Below are 15,234 nucleotides of genomic sequence, written 5' to 3' on the forward strand. Positions count from 1 at the left end.
TGAAAGTAAACTAATGGTTTCATCTTTTATAATTGTTTCGACAAATATGGTAGTTTGAGGGACAAACACTTAATGATTTTAATGTTTTGCTATCTACCAGAACTACTCCATATTCTTTCTATTTAAAGTTATTTGAAAGATTACAAAAACAGCAAGCCAAATACCCAAAACAATTGCCAAATAGTCAAACGAGGTTGAAACTTGCCCAACCCCTTTCAATGCGGTATTATATGGAGATTTTAGTAAATAGTCGTAGTTTCCATCGCAGTCTTTAAAAGTCACAGTCATGGCTCCCAATAATCCACTCATGACGACTGAGGTTTTAAAGCTATCGTTCCAGATTTCGCCAAACCTTTCGGTTATTTTTTTTATTAAAGTTTTGTTAGGCCGTAAATACCATAATATCAATACATCCACAATTACTGAAATAATTAAACCTGAATAATAAACAATGGCTATATGAAACTCCGTCCAATTTTTCATTTAGCTTTTTTTCTTAAAATCAGTTGAATAATAAAAAAGGCTATCGTAAAAATCATGAGGGTAATGAATAGTCTAAATAACGACTCTTCTAATTGCTCTGCTATATCCCATGTTAAAGTCAACCAATTTGGATCTTTGGAAGTGTTGTAACCCGTCGCCAAGGCGGCACCGAGCCCACCAAGCAAAATGACACTATTGGTCAATTTGGTAAAAAATGCTGAAATGTCATGATCTTGGGTAAGGTTTTCAAAGAATTTTTTTAGGCCCTTGTTCATAATCATAATAAGCCCTACTGACAATATTGCACATGCAATAAAGGTTAATAGATAAGTCATAAAAAATGTTGAGTTTTCCATAGTTGTAAGTTTTAATTCTTTTTATAAATTTTTGTTTATTTTATTCTAAATGTAATAATTACATATTCATCTTCTTTTCAATTGAAATTTTAGTTTCTGATTCTCATCAGAATCCCATCTGTCTCCATTTTTGGAATTCATATACTTTTTAATAAACTCTACCAATTCTTCAGACGAAGTGGTTAAAAGGGTTTTTCCCTTAACACCAGTTTTTTCGTATTTTATTTTAATTTTATGTGCATCTAAAAGCGCATTTATTTTTTCCTCAGTGAGCCATGTAATGGTTATTTGGTTTTTAGAATCCATATCCACTTTGGCCAAAGAGTGGGTGTCTATTTTATGACTTGAACTATTTGAGGGCATTGTCATTACTATTGGTGAATTTGAAGAATTTGTAGCTGTACCTTTATGGTGTGGCGTAAGATCGAGAAACAAATGATGATTTATTTTAAAAGGTACTGCTAGAAAATATACAGCATCTTTCAAAGGGATGCCCTGATGGCTAAAGGTAGAGTTATTTGATTCAAATTCTACCATGTAAAATTGTTTTAATAAGTGATAGAATTCTGTTTTTTTTTCATTCATATCTACAGTATCCTTTTTCTTTAGATCAAAGTAACCATTATTAAAGTCTATATATCGCATAACTTTCCAAAGTCCACCCTCTGAATCGGACCACTGGCCAATCAATTGTTTCTCAAAATGAATTAAATCTTTGGTGTAAAATGGGTATAAAGAAGTTATAAAACAGGAGTGCAATAGCAATCCTATTAATAAAAGGAATGCAAATAGTTTAAATCTTCTGAAATTATTTAAAGACCTGTTCATCTTCTTTTTAAATTAAATATTAATTTTTTTCCTTGTTCATTAAAATTCCGTTGGTCTCCATCTTTGGAATTCATGTATTTTTCAAGAAATTTTACCAATTCCTCTGAAGAGGCCGTTAAAACAATTTTTGAAATAAAACCTCTTGGAGTTTCGTGTTTTATTTTTATTTTATTGGAAGCTAAAAGTTTGCTGAACTTTTCATCCCCAAGCCATGTAATGCTGATATTGTTATTGGAATGTATATCCACCTTGGCTAATGCATGGACATCAATTTTATGATTATTATAAAGATTGATTGCAGGGACTTTACTATTTGAAATTTGTTGGAGCGGCGTATAGTCTAGAAATAACTGGTCATCAATTTTAAAGGGGACTGCCAAATGAAATAGCGTATCTCTGCTTTTAGCATCTGCTTTATATTGTACCGCATAAAACAAGTGGGCATTATGCCATACTTCTAATTCATTTTTATTAAAATTTAGAGTATTTATTTCTTTCCCTGATTTTTTGGATTCACTCAGCATAAAGTCTTTATAGCCTAAAATCTTCCAACTCCCATTAGCCGTATCAGCCCATTTTCCTATTAGTTGTTCCTCAAAATGTATTAAATCATTGGTGTAATAGGGATGCAAGGATAACAGAAGGCAGGAGCTTAACATTAAAGCCAAAGCAATTAATAAGGAAAAGGATTTAATGGTTTTCATGGAACTCTAACTAGTTTGACAACAAGTTAATGAGAATATCATCACAATTTAACGTTTTTCGTCAAACAATGTAAATTGGAAGTCAAACCCTTTCGGTTTGATTTGGGAGCTTGATGCGATAAGATAGAATTATAAGGTATAATATACCGCTTTGTATAATTTATTTTCTTTTAAGGCTAAATTCAACATTCGTTTGCCATTTGTCGATATCTTCAGATTTCATGTATTTTGTAATAAATTTAACCAATTCCTCTGATGATGCCGTTAGAAGGAATTTATCATTAAATTCGTCTCTTTCATGTCTTATTTTTATCCTATTCTCTTTTATAAGTGCGTCGAGTTTATCCTCATCCAACCATTTAATACTTAGGCTATTGTTAGAAGTTAAATCTACTTTAGCCAGCGAATGGACTTTGGTTAAGTGCATCCCTTCCAAATCTTTTTCATTCTCATAAATGCCCAATCCACCATCAAATAAAATAAAATCAAGGAATAACTGATTGTCAATTTTAAAAGGCATGGCCTGAAACCATGAACTGTCCCGATTCTTTATATGAGTTACACCATAGCTCTTATGGTAATGGTGTATATTAAAAACGGAATCTATTTCCTTCATGCTTACTTTACTAACATTAGGCAAATCTTCTATATTTCTTAAATATAAATCTTTAAAGGGCTCAAGTTTAAACGATATCCCATCTGTATTGGTCCAATTACCGGTGAGTTTTGGTTCATAATAGATGAGGTCTTTTGTATAAAAGGCGTGCAATGATTTTACGATGCAGGAAGTAAGCAAGAGAGCGACAAATGTCATTAGTGACCAGGATTTAATGTTTTTCATTAGGCTTAAGCTTATTAGTTACAATGTAGTGAGAATATCTAATCTATTTCAAGCATTTTCGTCAAACAAAGTGGTTTGGCAGACAAACCTTTTTTAGGTCTCTTAGATTATAATATTCAATGGTTTCTTTTTTGCCGGATATTGGAAAAAAGGACAACGAAAACTTTTTTTATCGTTTAGATTAAAAAATGCTGCACCTTAACTTCTTGTTTTAGCCACCAGCGACAAGTAAGGTAAGGACAATCAGACTAGTTAAAACAGCTAAAAGGTATAGCGCAACAGTTCCAAAGCCAACAACTTTTAGAGCATTGGTTTTACCTTTGTTGTAGAGATGAATTTCATTTACCAAACTGTCTGTGAGGAGAATTTTTACATATTTATCGTTAGGGTTTTGGTTGACTATATTATTGTTAAATTCGTTTTTTGACTCAGCCTTAACTTTTTTTCCAATTCCATATAAGCTATCGCCCTCCATTATTAATTTTTCAAATTTATAACTTGTATTTGAAACAGATTTTACTTTGACTTTTCCCGAAAACAACAGAGCGTCTTCTTTTGTTGTAGATTTTGAGTCATAAATTTTACAACCTTGAAATAGTAATATAAATAGAAGTAATAGAGATAATTTGTATTTCATAATTTATGGGTGCTAATGTTTGAAATATATTGGGATTAAACGATTTAAGCACATTTTGTTTTAAATTAGTGATGATTATCTTCTACTCAAATTAAATTCTGTTCGGGTTTCCCATTTCTTTTCCTCTTCAGATTCCATATATTTTTCAATAAGTTTTACCAATTCTTCTGAAGTAGCGGTTAATACAATGTCGTCATCTACTCCAGTTTTTTCATAGAAGTTACTCTTCCATTAGCAGTCATGTAACCACTGAATGTATATGTTCCAAGGCTCCGGAATTTGTTTTTTATATTGAAAGTTACTGTGGAATCATTGATCCATTCGTAATCTGCCACATCAAAAGTAAATTCAGAAATTATATGCGCTCTATAGTTCCTTACTTTACCATTTTGATTTCGGTAGATGATTAACGCATAAACAAAATGACTGTCCTTGTTTAACTTATTTATAATTGCATCAGTTGCTCTTTTTTTAGGTTCTGGATCAAGCTTGGGTAATATATATTCAGGTTGAACAGTTTTGATCCTATAAACTTCCACATCATGATTCTGATGTCCTTCGAAATTGATGTTTTCGATGTCTTCAACTTCTTTAATGACAATTGACAACTCTGGTCTTTGAGTTTTGCAACCAGTTAACAAAATGAGTAAAATAATAGTGTATAATATTCTCATATTTATTGATTGAAATTTTGAAAAGATTAAATTAACTTAAAAAATGATTGTTACACCACAAATTTCGACAAACAAGGATTGTGAGCAGGCCAACAATAAAAATCTACTTTTAAATTTTATTACTCATTTATAGATTTTATTTTTCAAATACCTCTCTTAAGACTAAATTCAGTACTAGTATCCCACTTGTTTTCGTTTTTGGAGTTCATATATTTTTTAATAAATTTTACCATTTCCTGTGATGATGATGTCTGTATGGCTGTTTGGACACCCATAACACCCACAACCTCGCGCTTAATTTTTTTAAAAGATATTTAAGTTTATTCGAGACAAACCATTTAATGCCGATACTGTCATTGGAGTAGATATCCAACTTTGCTAGCGAATGAGCTTGTACAATATGCATTTCATGCAAATAGTTTTTTTACTGCTACTTCCATAATAGGGTGTAACATCAAGAAATAACTGATTGTCTATTTTAAAGGGCCATGCCACAAATGAAGTTTTGGAGATGACTATTAAATATTGTACCTTATAAGCTCTATTATATTCGTCATAAATTTTCCAATCTATATTTTTAAATTCTGAGAAATTTATATCATTCTCATTTCAAAATGTTTCAACTTCCCAAAGCCCTTTGTCATCATCCTCCCAAAGGCCAATAAGATTTGATTCAAAATAAAGAAGGTCTCGAGTAAAAAAGGAGTATAGGGTTAAAAAAATATTGCAGGAGTTCAACATTAAAGCTAAAACCAAAAACAGCATAAAGGCTTAAAGCATTTCATGAGTTTTTAAATTAGGTATAGGAAACCAAAACAATATAATTACATATCTTGATTTATTCTTTGGTATATCTTTTTGTATTTTGTTTTTGAACCAAAATTAATTGCGGGTACAATAAAAGCTGGATAAAACACACCACCCGTTGTAAATTCTGAGGTCTCGAAAAGTAAGTCGTTATCCTTAGTTAACGCCAATCGGTTTCTTTTCGTCTTAAATCCACCCATCACATAAGGAATGCCAATGATTTTAAAATTCCTATGTTTTAGATTAACATAACCCTCTTCCTTCAATTTATATCTTATTTTATTTCTTCTAATAAGGCTGTCATCTTCTAAATAATTGATTTGGATTCGTTTTGTGCTTAAAATTTTTAAAGAAAATTTATAGCTTTTTAAGGAGTTTACCTCTAAACGTTTTACGAATACACCATTATTGATTTCATCAAATAGGGTAAGATATTGATTGTTATCCTCATTGACAAAGCTCATATCAAGAACACTATCTTTTGAGTAGACTGAAGAACTATGTTTAATGGAATAAGTTCCTTCTAATAAATATATATTGTTGCTATTGATATATGAAATTGACGGAGATTTCTTTTTAGGAAATGATGCACATCCGAAAATAATTACTGAAAGCAATAAATAAGCGAATATTTTATTTAAACTTAATTTTTTCATTGCACGGATTATTTAAATTTAGAAGATCAATGATATTATAGCACTTTTCCTAAATATAAATGTTTACAACATTATTAATCTCATGTTTCTATCTAAATAAATTTGTAGTGATTTTACAACGATATCGGCTACTCATAGTGTCCAGAAGGACATTGGCAATAGGTGTTGTTATGACTCTTTTTCATTCTTCTTATTGTCTTAGTAATTCATCTATTTCTTCATGTATTAGATTAGACCGTTTCGCTCGTGCATTTACAATATTTCCTTTTTGATCGATAAGGACATGGGTTGGTGCAAAATTGATTTTGTAGGCACTAATAGATTCATTCAGAAATTGCCTTTCTGCAACTAAATGAATACCTGGAAAAGGCTTATTATTTAGCAATTCGCTAAATCTGGTATTTTTCCCGACAATAAATTCTTTCCAATCCGCAATATTGATACTGTCATACTCCATTGCCACATATAGAAAAATCACGGGTTGGTTTTTATATTTTTCTTGTAATTTTAAAGCATCTGGTATTTCTTGTATGCAAGGGTAGCACCAGGTTCCCCAGAAATCAATGTACACCACACTCCCTTTAAAGTCGCTCAATCTTCTTAATTTGCCTACTGAATCAGGTAATTCAAAGTCAGGTGCAGGATTTCCTGGCGCTAAATTCTTATATGTTTCGCTATTTATTTCATAAAGCCTTTGGTTTTTACTATTGAAAAATCGATCACTCATATCTATAGTAAATTTCTCCAGATCTACAAAAAAATCATCTGTCATGAGTCCATCTGAATATTCGTTAACCGTACTCAATGCAAGTAAATCAGTCCATAAGGATTTTGGGTTATCCAATACCAACTTTAATTTATAACCTAAATTTTCTTTCCACCATTCTTCGTCAGTATTTGTTTGATATGCTATTCTGGCAAAATAATTTAAGTAATTTTTAGCCAATAGTCTTGAAGCAGTGGTCTGGGAAAATTTATTATCAAATCTAATACTATCAAGAAAAATAATGTAACTCGTATCAGGATAAAAATAGCTATCCTTTTCATTCATGTAATAATTTCTACTTTCCAAGTACTCCAATAAAATTTGTGCTCTTTCAGCTTCTAAAGTATTTTGATGATAAACTCTTAATAATTCTGGTACGACATTGACTGATGCCAATCCATTAACCCTCTCAAAATATAGACCATCTATAAATCTTTTGAAATCAATCTCGGACGCAAAGAAATTACTCCTGATTTTGTTGTAGAAGGCCTTATCTTTTGGAAAAATAGAATAGTCTTTTTCTAGATATTTAAACTTTTCACAGCCTTTTCCATTTATTTGAAACTTTGGGCTATCACGCCATGAGGATTGATTTATAAATAATGAATCACCCGGTTCAAGGTATATATCAGCTTTTAACTGATGGTAATTATTATGTACAATTTGATAAAAATTTGAATTCGATTCGATTAATTTAAATTTATATTCTCCAAGGCTATCTGTCTCAACAGTTGGATAAGAATCATCTAGCGTTAATCCTGGGAAATAATCTTGAACTGGCACTAGAGTAATTGATTCATTTTTTAAGTCAGGTAACATTCCAGAAACAATAATTTCAGCTCTTTTTTTTTCTGATGTACAAGCTCCTAAAAAATTCAATATTACAAATACAATAATTAGTTTTGATTTCATAGGTATTTATTTTTTATGAGTCTAACATATTATATCCTATACCAACCAACAAACCATGTAATTTCACGGTGCCATCATAAAATTTGTCATCAATTAAATTAGACAATCCCAAATTGTATTGTGCTTCTATCAAAAAATTTTCCGTTACATTATATGAAAGGCCAAAGTCAAGTCCAAAATTGAATGCTTTTCCATCTACTTCTGGATCTAATATAAATCCAAAGCTTGGTCCAGCTAGAAGATTAAACTTGTCCACTATTTCTAGTTCTACCATTAGAGGCAATTGAATTTGGTCTAAATCCTCAACGTGAATGTAATTAACCTCCGTTCTAATTTTTAGATTTTCTAAAACTTTGAGTTGAGTAAACGCACCTATATAAAATCCGGTTTCGCTTTCGCTTTCCGAAATGCCATAATAATCAGCTTTAGCCGTTGCGAAATCAACTCCTGCTTTTACACCGAAATTTTGAGCATTTATATTTATTATGAATCCAAAAAGCATTAGTGTTAAAATAATTTTTTTCATAATGGGGTAGTTTTAAAAGTTTTTATGTAAGTAAATAAAAATCTAAAAGAAGGAGAATTCAATATTTTTCGTTGAACACATTAAATAGAAGGTCAAAAATTTAAAATAGATGTACTTTTTATTAAGTCAAGGAAAGAAAACTATTTAAAACACAAATTCTTTTCTGTTTTCTGGAAATAAAATAAAGTGTTACTGGAGATTTTTCTAGTTTAAGTCCATGATAAAGGCAATAACAAAACCTTGACTGATTAATGATTATTGCGGTTTTGTTATTGTATACGAAGGAACGAAAAACAAATAATCGTACATAAATCATACAATTTATTAAAATCAAAGTTCAGCACCTATATAAGAAATTGTTCATGCAATCTATACTAATTATGGTTTAACATGAGGAAAGATAATGTTTTGGCTTAAAATGATAAATTTCTATTATTGCGTGGATAATGGGAAAATAAATTTAAAAAATATCGCAATAAATTGATTATCAATGAAGTTGTGATGTTTTAATGCGGAGGAAGACGGGTCCAATTCCCGTGTGACTTGAACCTGAATCACACCAACAATCCATAGCCATGGAAGACACTCTATCTAAACGTAATGGTTTTAGATTATGACATACCTAAAGTTTAATCCATTTTTTCGTTGTTTGGCCATGGGGTGATACGATATTAATGAAATAGATACCTTTAGACATCAAGGACAAATCGATAGTATGCATTCCCGAATTAAAATTACCTTTTGATAGTTCCTGCCCTTGAAGGCTCAGCAACCAATAATTAATGGGCTCCTGGGCACTAATATTTACCACGCCATGACTAGGATTAGGAAAAATATTAATCATTGATATCAAGCTATCATCAGGAATTCCAAGATTTTGGCAACTTTCAGAATAAGAAGCGGTTACATCTTTCTGCCATGCACTGTAGGAACCACTCCCGGCTTCGGCAGCTGTAGCATCATCCACTTGAATACAGCTTAAGTTGTTATTTAAAGCGCTAAAGGATGTAATCACTGAATTAAATCCATTATTAACATTGAGATAGGTGAGTAAATTATTATCGCAATTAATGCTAACATTGGTAATCGCCCCATGTCCTCCAAAATTGGATAAATCCAGAGAAGAAAGTTGGTTATCACTTAAATCGATGTTAGACAGCCTTGAACTGGCTCCAATGGTTATGCTTGTTAATTGACTCCCCGTGCATTGTACCGTACCCAGGTAATAGGTATTGCCCGAAAAATCCAGAGTTGTTAAAGCAGTTGCATTTGCCAAAAACGTGACGATGTTTGTACTGCCACTAATATCTAAAGTGGATAGAAAGGGATTGTTTGACAAATAAACAATCTGAAGGTTTAATTTATTGGAGAGATCTAATGATGTGAGTTCATTATCCGTGCAATAGATTTGGTATAATGAGGCACACCCTGAAACATTTAATGATGTAAGCGCATTATTGTTACAATTTAAGGTTAACAAGTTTGTATTTGAACTTAGATCCAGACTTGTTAAGGAACTATTGGCACATAACAAGGTTTGCAAACTGGAAAAATCCTCAATACCGGACAAATCCGTAACATTATAACCATAGGTATCCACAGATGTACGGGTGCTAATATCACTTGTCAGGACCTGTCCATTGACCGTGGCATCGGTATCCCAGCCTTTATTCACTAAGTATTGTTCAAATTCGGTATCTTTTATACAGGTGTATCCCGGATCCGGAGTACCATTTGGACATTGCGAAACCGCAATGAAATAACAAGAAAGAATCAGACAAACTGAGAGTAATGTTGTTTTCATAATTTTACTGTTTAATAATTTTTTGAGTCAGGTTACCCTGGAAGGCGTTCAGCTGTAAAAAGTAAATCCCTTTTGAAAGGACAGACAGGTCCAATTGATTCATACCCGAACTAAAACGGCCATTAAGCATGTTTTGCCCCTGCACATTAATGAGACGGTAATCGGCATCCGATTGCAGATCGACAGACATCGTATGTCTTGTGGGATTGGGATAAATGGAGATGCTTTCCCTGGTTTGTTCTGTAAGACTTAAGGCAGGACAACTTGTGGAATAACTGGCGCCTCCGCTTTTCCAATCATCAATATCCCTGGAATTGGCATCCGAAACATTATCAACCTGGATACAATCAAGATTGGTATCATGTGCCCACATAGTCACTAAATTTCCATTGAAGCCATTTTGTATATTCAGGTAGGATAACGAAGCATTTCCATTACAATAAAACGCCTTTAAGCTAGGCATATCGCTTACATTGATGCTAGTTAAATTCCCATTCCCAACATCAAAATATTGAATGTAATCATAGTTATTGGAATTTAAGAAATCTAAATTGGTCAAACCATTGCCAAAGGCATAAAACGCAGTCAGCAGAGGCGTATTGGGTATAGTGATGTTGGATAAATTCATGTTCCCCCCACAACTTATCCATTGTAGAGAGGTGTTACTGCCCACATTAAGTTCAGTAAGATCGTTTTCATAAAGGCCGACAAAAGGACCGTTATTAAGATTATAAACACCTACATATTGTAACTGACCGTTGGATGCCAGATTAATGGAGGTTAAATTGTTGTTGTTACAATACAATTCTTGAAGATTCGCATTGGAAGCGACATTTAGCCCCGCTGTAAAAGGGTTTATGCCACAATCAAGAAGTATCAAGGCGCCATTGCCGGATACATCAATTTCCTGTAAATCATTATCATAGCACCACAGTTTCCTTAAATTCGATAAACCACTAACATCCAATGCCGTCAAATTATTTCCATTACACCAAATATCTAATTGAGCACCTGTAACTGTAGCTGGCAAAAGCAAATTATCTATGTTTGCATCATTACACCGCAACGTGGTAAGGGCATTATTGTTAGTAAGATCCAATGTTGGAATGCTGTTGTTATCGCACACAAAACGAAACAAGGTATCCAAATCATCCGGCATAGTCACTCCCGAAAAATTATTATCTCCAATATCTGCATTTCTTAAAACGATATTATTCGACAGGTCCAGTGATCCCAAAAAATTATTGTTATAGCACCATAAAATGTCAAGATCCGGATAACCAGAGACATCCAGAGATCCAGACAAACTGTTATTATAGCAATCCAACCGCGTTACGGTATTGGTTACAGGCAATGTAAGATTCGTCAATCCATTGTTAGCACAAAAAATAGTTTGAAGATTTTGATTACTTGATAAATTCAACGTACCAATACTATTGGAAGTTACCGTAATACTTTTTAACATCAAATTATTGGAAACATCCAGGGCCCCCAAATTATTTGATCCGGCTCCTAAGACTTCGAGATCCACGTTATATTGCAGATCAATCATTGAGACGTTATTATTGGCAAACGCCAAAGTGATTAATCCCGTAAGATTGGTAACATCCAACTCGGTTAAATTATTCTGGAAAAGATCCACATAGGTCAATGCCGTGTTTGCTGAAAGATCAACAGCAGATAAACTATTATATCTGCATTCCAGTCTGGTTAGTGCTGTAAAGCCTTCAATCCCGGTGAGATCACTGATGCCCAGGTTAAAAAGTATTAATTCCGTTTCATCATTAATATCATTGGTCAATACCTGTCCATCCAAGGCACCTACAGTATCAATCCCCTGGCTTATCAAAGCCTGTTCAAAGTTCATGTCAGGAATGCAGGTATACCCGGGATCGGGCGTACCACCCGGACATTGGGCATACAGTTGAGATATCGAAATAATCAGGGCAAGCAGTAGTAGTCTTGTTTTCATAATATGGTGGTTTAATAGTACAATTACCTACCATAACACGAAGACGCATCAAAGATGCGAAGCTCCTGGACTATTTTTGAGACAGCTATTAATCAGAAAAATAGTTTTAAAAAGCGAAGTTCTAATCTAAATAAAATTAAGGACTTATACAATAGATTCTAAAAATTACATCAAAAAAAAGTGACTGCGCCGGGCAAACCTGGTCACGAGGCACCGTGCCTTTACTTCATCTGTGATAACGGCATTCATCGGTCCGGGAACTCCATACATCACCATGCCTAAATATGCAAAGCCCTGTCTTCGGTAGCTGCCAAAGCCGCCTCCTTAATCGCTTCAGTAAATGTGGGATGGGCATGCGACATTCTGGAGATATCTTCTGCAGAGGCCCGGTATTCCATGGCGACAACGGCTTCAGCAATCATATCTGCCGCCCGTGCACCAATCATATGCACGCCTAAAATTTCATCTGTCGATTGATCTGCTAAAATTTTAACAAAGCCATCAATGTCCATACTGGCACGACTTCGCCCCAGAGCACGCATGGGAAATTGGCCAACCTTATAGGCAATGCCGGCCGCTTTCAATGCTTCTTCGGTTTTACCAACTGCCGCGACTTCCGGCCAGGTATAGACGACCCCCGGAATTAAATTGTAGTCGATATGTGGTTTTTGACCGGCCAGGGTCTCTGCAACAAATACCCCTTCTTCTTCTGCTTTATGCGCCAGCATCGCCCCCTTCACCACATCGCCAATGGCATAAATGTTTTTGGCAGTGGTCTGCAAATGCGCATTGACTTCCACCTGACCACGGTCATTAATTTTTACACCTGCAGCTTCAGCATTTAAACCATCGGTATAAGGACGGCGTCCAACCGAAACCAGACAATAATCGCCTTTAAATTCCACTTCCTCCCCTTTCTTATTATCCGCTTTCACAATAACCGCATCCCCATTGCGCTCCACAGATTTCACCTTGTGTGACACATGGATTCCAAATTTTGCTTTTTTAAAGACTTTATTCAGTTCTTTGGATAACCCTGAATCCATTGTTGGGATCAGGCGATCCATATATTCCACTACAGTAACCTCGGCACCTAAGCGCTTGTAGACCTGACCCAGTTCCAAACCAATCACACCCCCGCCTATAACAATTAAATGTTTAGGGATTTCCTTAAGCTTCAAGGCTTCAGTAGAGGTAATGATACGCTCTTTATCAATCTTGATAAACGGCAATGTTGAGGGCTTGCTACCCGTAGCTATGATGGTGTGTTTGGCTTCGATGGCGCTATTTTTGTCACCGGAAATACTAATGTGGGTGGCATCCGTAAAGCGGCCCACCCCCTGGTACACATCAATCTTATTTTTCTTCATTAAGAAATCAATACCCCCGGTAGTTTGATCTACCACCGCCTGTTTACGGGCTATCATTTTTTCGAGATTTACCTTGATCTCTCCTGGAATATCAATACCGTGTTCTTCAAAATGCTTCACGGCATCTTCATAGTGGTGTGATGAATCCAAAAGGGCTTTACTGGGTATACAACCTACATTAAGGCAGGTACCGCCTAAAGTGGCATATTTTTCAATTATTGCCGTTTTCATGCCCAATTGCGCACAGCGAATGGCGGCAACATATCCTCCGGGACCTGACCCTATAATGGCTACATCGTATGAACTCATAGTAAAAATTTGAATGTTAAAAATTGCGATTCAAAAATACAAATGTTTTATGGGAAGACAAGTAAAACATGCGTTTATAATGCACTTTTTAAAATTATTGGGATCATCAAATTGAAAGGCCATACCCGCTAATTTAAAAGGATATCCGCTATATCCTTCATTTTTTGTATTTTAAAGGGTACATTAACTTAAATACCTAATACCATGGAAGAACATGTTTATAAGATTGTTGAAATTGTAGGAACTTCAGAAACATCCAGTGATGATGCCGTTAAAAACGCCTTGGCGAAAGCTTCAAAGTCCATTCACAATATGCGGTGGTTTAATGTAACTGAAACGCGTGGAAGTATTCAAGATGGGGGACTACAACATTGGCAAGTCACTATAAAACTGGGTTTTACAATGAAATAATAATTCGGGTTAAAAACATAAAATTTCCTTAGTTTTGTGTCCCATGCAAAACCGGATTAACATACAGAACAAAAAGGCCAGATTTCAATACGAGATATTGGACAAGTATACTGCGGGCCTTGTTTTAACCGGTACCGAAATAAAATCGATTAGAAGCAGTAAGGCTTCTATCGCAGAGAGTTTTTGTGAGTTTAATGACAATGGGGAATTGTTTGTGGTTAACATGACGATCGAGGAATATCTGTACGGGACTCACTACAATCATAAGCCTAAAGCAACAAGAAAGTTATTACTCAATAAGAAAGAGCTTAAAAAATTGCATAAAGAGGTTCAAAATTCCGGGCTTACCATTATTCCTTTACGCTTGTTTATTAATGAAAAGGGGTTGGCCAAACTGGACATTGCCCTGGCAAAGGGCAAAAAGTTATATGATAAACGCGAAACCATTAAGGACAGAGATAATAAACGTCACCTTGACCGGATTAAGAAAATTTATAAATGATTTGAAGTTGGCCGGTACAGTCATTAATTTGATCAGCCCGATGGCTATTTCCGGCGTGTATATTCAATTAAAACGGGCGAGATTAATTAAAAATAAACGCATGAAACAACTTTTTACGATGCTGCTCCTTTGCGGGATGGCCTTTGGAGTAAATGCCCAGGAAGTGGCAAAAAAAGACACTCCTGAAGAACAGGTGTTGGATACTACCGTAGTATTAACTTTAGATCATACCATTAAATCGCTTTATGACGTGATTTCCGGTGAATCGGGTGAGAAACGTAACTGGAAGCAATTTAAATTTCTTTTTCATCCCAATGCCAAATTAATTCCGGGAGGACGAGATGATTTTGGGGACTACAAAGTGCTGTACATGGATCCGAAAGCCTATATAAAACAATCCGGGCCATGGCTTGAGGAACACGGTTTTTTTGAAAAGGAAATCCATAGGAAAACGGAGATGTTTGGGAATATGGCCCATGTATTCAGTACCTACGAGTCCTTTCACAGTGAAGCAGATGAAGAATCATTTATGAGGGGAATTAACAGCATTCAGCTTTTTAACGATAGTAAACGGTGGTGGATTATAAACATTTTCTGGTCTCAGGAGACCCAAATCAATCCTATCCCGAAATCCTATTTACCATAAAACAGATTCGAGATGATTTCCTTTGTAAAA

The 15,234-nt window shown here is 34.5% G+C and carries 16 protein-coding genes; 3 read left to right on the forward strand and 13 right to left on the reverse strand.

Annotated elements, in window-relative coordinates:
• Positions 1-102: 102 nt before the first annotated feature.
• The 13 genes from MR054_RS16195 to lpdA form a co-directional block, all read right to left on the reverse strand.
• Entirely contained in the window at positions 103-483 is a 381-nt protein-coding gene (locus tag MR054_RS16195) for a hypothetical protein (RefSeq protein ID WP_242084544.1), read from the reverse strand.
• Positions 480-839 carry a hypothetical protein gene (locus MR054_RS16200; RefSeq protein ID WP_242084545.1) on the reverse strand — a complete coding sequence of 120 codons (360 nt, stop codon included), beginning with the start codon at positions 837-839 and terminating at the stop codon, positions 480-482. The genes MR054_RS16195 and MR054_RS16200 overlap by 4 nt, the downstream gene beginning before the upstream one ends.
• 66 nt (positions 840-905) lie before the next feature.
• Complete coding sequence (locus MR054_RS16205) at positions 906-1,667, reverse strand: hypothetical protein (protein WP_242084546.1); 762 nt, start codon at positions 1,665-1,667, stop codon at positions 906-908.
• Complete coding sequence (locus MR054_RS16210; RefSeq protein WP_242084547.1) at positions 1,664-2,371, reverse strand: hypothetical protein; 708 nt, start codon at positions 2,369-2,371, stop codon at positions 1,664-1,666. The genes MR054_RS16205 and MR054_RS16210 overlap by 4 nt, the downstream gene beginning before the upstream one ends.
• 160 nt (positions 2,372-2,531) lie before the next feature.
• Positions 2,532-3,212 carry a hypothetical protein gene (locus tag MR054_RS16215; protein WP_242084548.1) on the reverse strand — a complete coding sequence of 227 codons (681 nt, stop codon included), beginning with the start codon at positions 3,210-3,212 and terminating at the stop codon, positions 2,532-2,534.
• Between the two features lie 211 nt (positions 3,213-3,423).
• Positions 3,424-3,849 (reverse strand): hypothetical protein, encoded by a 426-nt coding sequence (locus MR054_RS16220; RefSeq protein ID WP_242084549.1) that lies wholly within the window; start codon positions 3,847-3,849, stop codon positions 3,424-3,426.
• Between the two features lie 197 nt (positions 3,850-4,046).
• Positions 4,047-4,523, reverse strand: a complete 477-nt coding sequence (locus tag MR054_RS16225) for a hypothetical protein (RefSeq protein WP_242084550.1) — start codon at positions 4,521-4,523, stop codon at positions 4,047-4,049.
• Positions 4,524-5,347: 824 nt separating this feature from the next.
• Complete coding sequence (locus MR054_RS16230) at positions 5,348-5,986, reverse strand: hypothetical protein (RefSeq protein WP_242158869.1); 639 nt, start codon at positions 5,984-5,986, stop codon at positions 5,348-5,350.
• Positions 5,987-6,176: 190 nt separating this feature from the next.
• Positions 6,177-7,664: a TlpA family protein disulfide reductase gene (locus tag MR054_RS16235; RefSeq protein WP_242084553.1), complete on the reverse strand. Its 1,488-nt coding sequence runs from the start codon at positions 7,662-7,664 to the stop codon at positions 6,177-6,179.
• A 13-nt stretch (positions 7,665-7,677) separates the two neighbouring features.
• Positions 7,678-8,190, reverse strand: a complete 513-nt coding sequence (locus MR054_RS16240) for a porin family protein (protein ID WP_242084554.1) — start codon at positions 8,188-8,190, stop codon at positions 7,678-7,680.
• Positions 8,191-8,812: 622 nt separating this feature from the next.
• A complete protein-coding gene (locus tag MR054_RS16245; protein WP_242158871.1) occupies positions 8,813-9,994 on the reverse strand; it encodes a T9SS type A sorting domain-containing protein in 1,182 nt (393 codons plus the stop codon).
• 4 nt (positions 9,995-9,998) lie between these two features.
• Positions 9,999-11,966, reverse strand: coding sequence for a T9SS type A sorting domain-containing protein (locus tag MR054_RS16250; protein ID WP_242158873.1), 1,968 nt, complete (start codon positions 11,964-11,966; stop codon positions 9,999-10,001).
• 278 nt (positions 11,967-12,244) lie between these two features.
• Entirely contained in the window at positions 12,245-13,645 is a 1,401-nt protein-coding gene (gene lpdA / locus MR054_RS16255; protein ID WP_242158875.1) for a dihydrolipoyl dehydrogenase, read from the reverse strand.
• A gap of 204 nt (positions 13,646-13,849) precedes the next feature.
• On the opposite strand from lpdA, the gene MR054_RS16260 reads away from it, so the two are divergent.
• From MR054_RS16260 to MR054_RS16270, 3 genes are all read left to right on the forward strand, one after another.
• The gene (locus MR054_RS16260; RefSeq protein ID WP_242158877.1) at positions 13,850-14,056 is read left to right on the forward strand and encodes a dodecin; all 207 of its coding nucleotides are present in this window, start codon (positions 13,850-13,852) and stop codon (positions 14,054-14,056) included.
• Positions 14,057-14,099: 43 nt separating this feature from the next.
• A complete protein-coding gene (gene smpB / locus MR054_RS16265; protein ID WP_242084560.1) occupies positions 14,100-14,558 on the forward strand; it encodes an SsrA-binding protein SmpB in 459 nt (152 codons plus the stop codon).
• Positions 14,559-14,658: 100 nt separating this feature from the next.
• Positions 14,659-15,204 carry a hypothetical protein gene (locus tag MR054_RS16270; RefSeq protein ID WP_242158878.1) on the forward strand — a complete coding sequence of 182 codons (546 nt, stop codon included), beginning with the start codon at positions 14,659-14,661 and terminating at the stop codon, positions 15,202-15,204.
• Positions 15,205-15,234 lie beyond the last annotated feature (30 nt).

The sequence above is a fragment of the Aestuariivivens sediminis genome (genome assembly GCF_022662105.1).
GTDB lineage: Bacteria > Bacteroidota > Bacteroidia > Flavobacteriales > Flavobacteriaceae > Aestuariivivens > Aestuariivivens sediminis.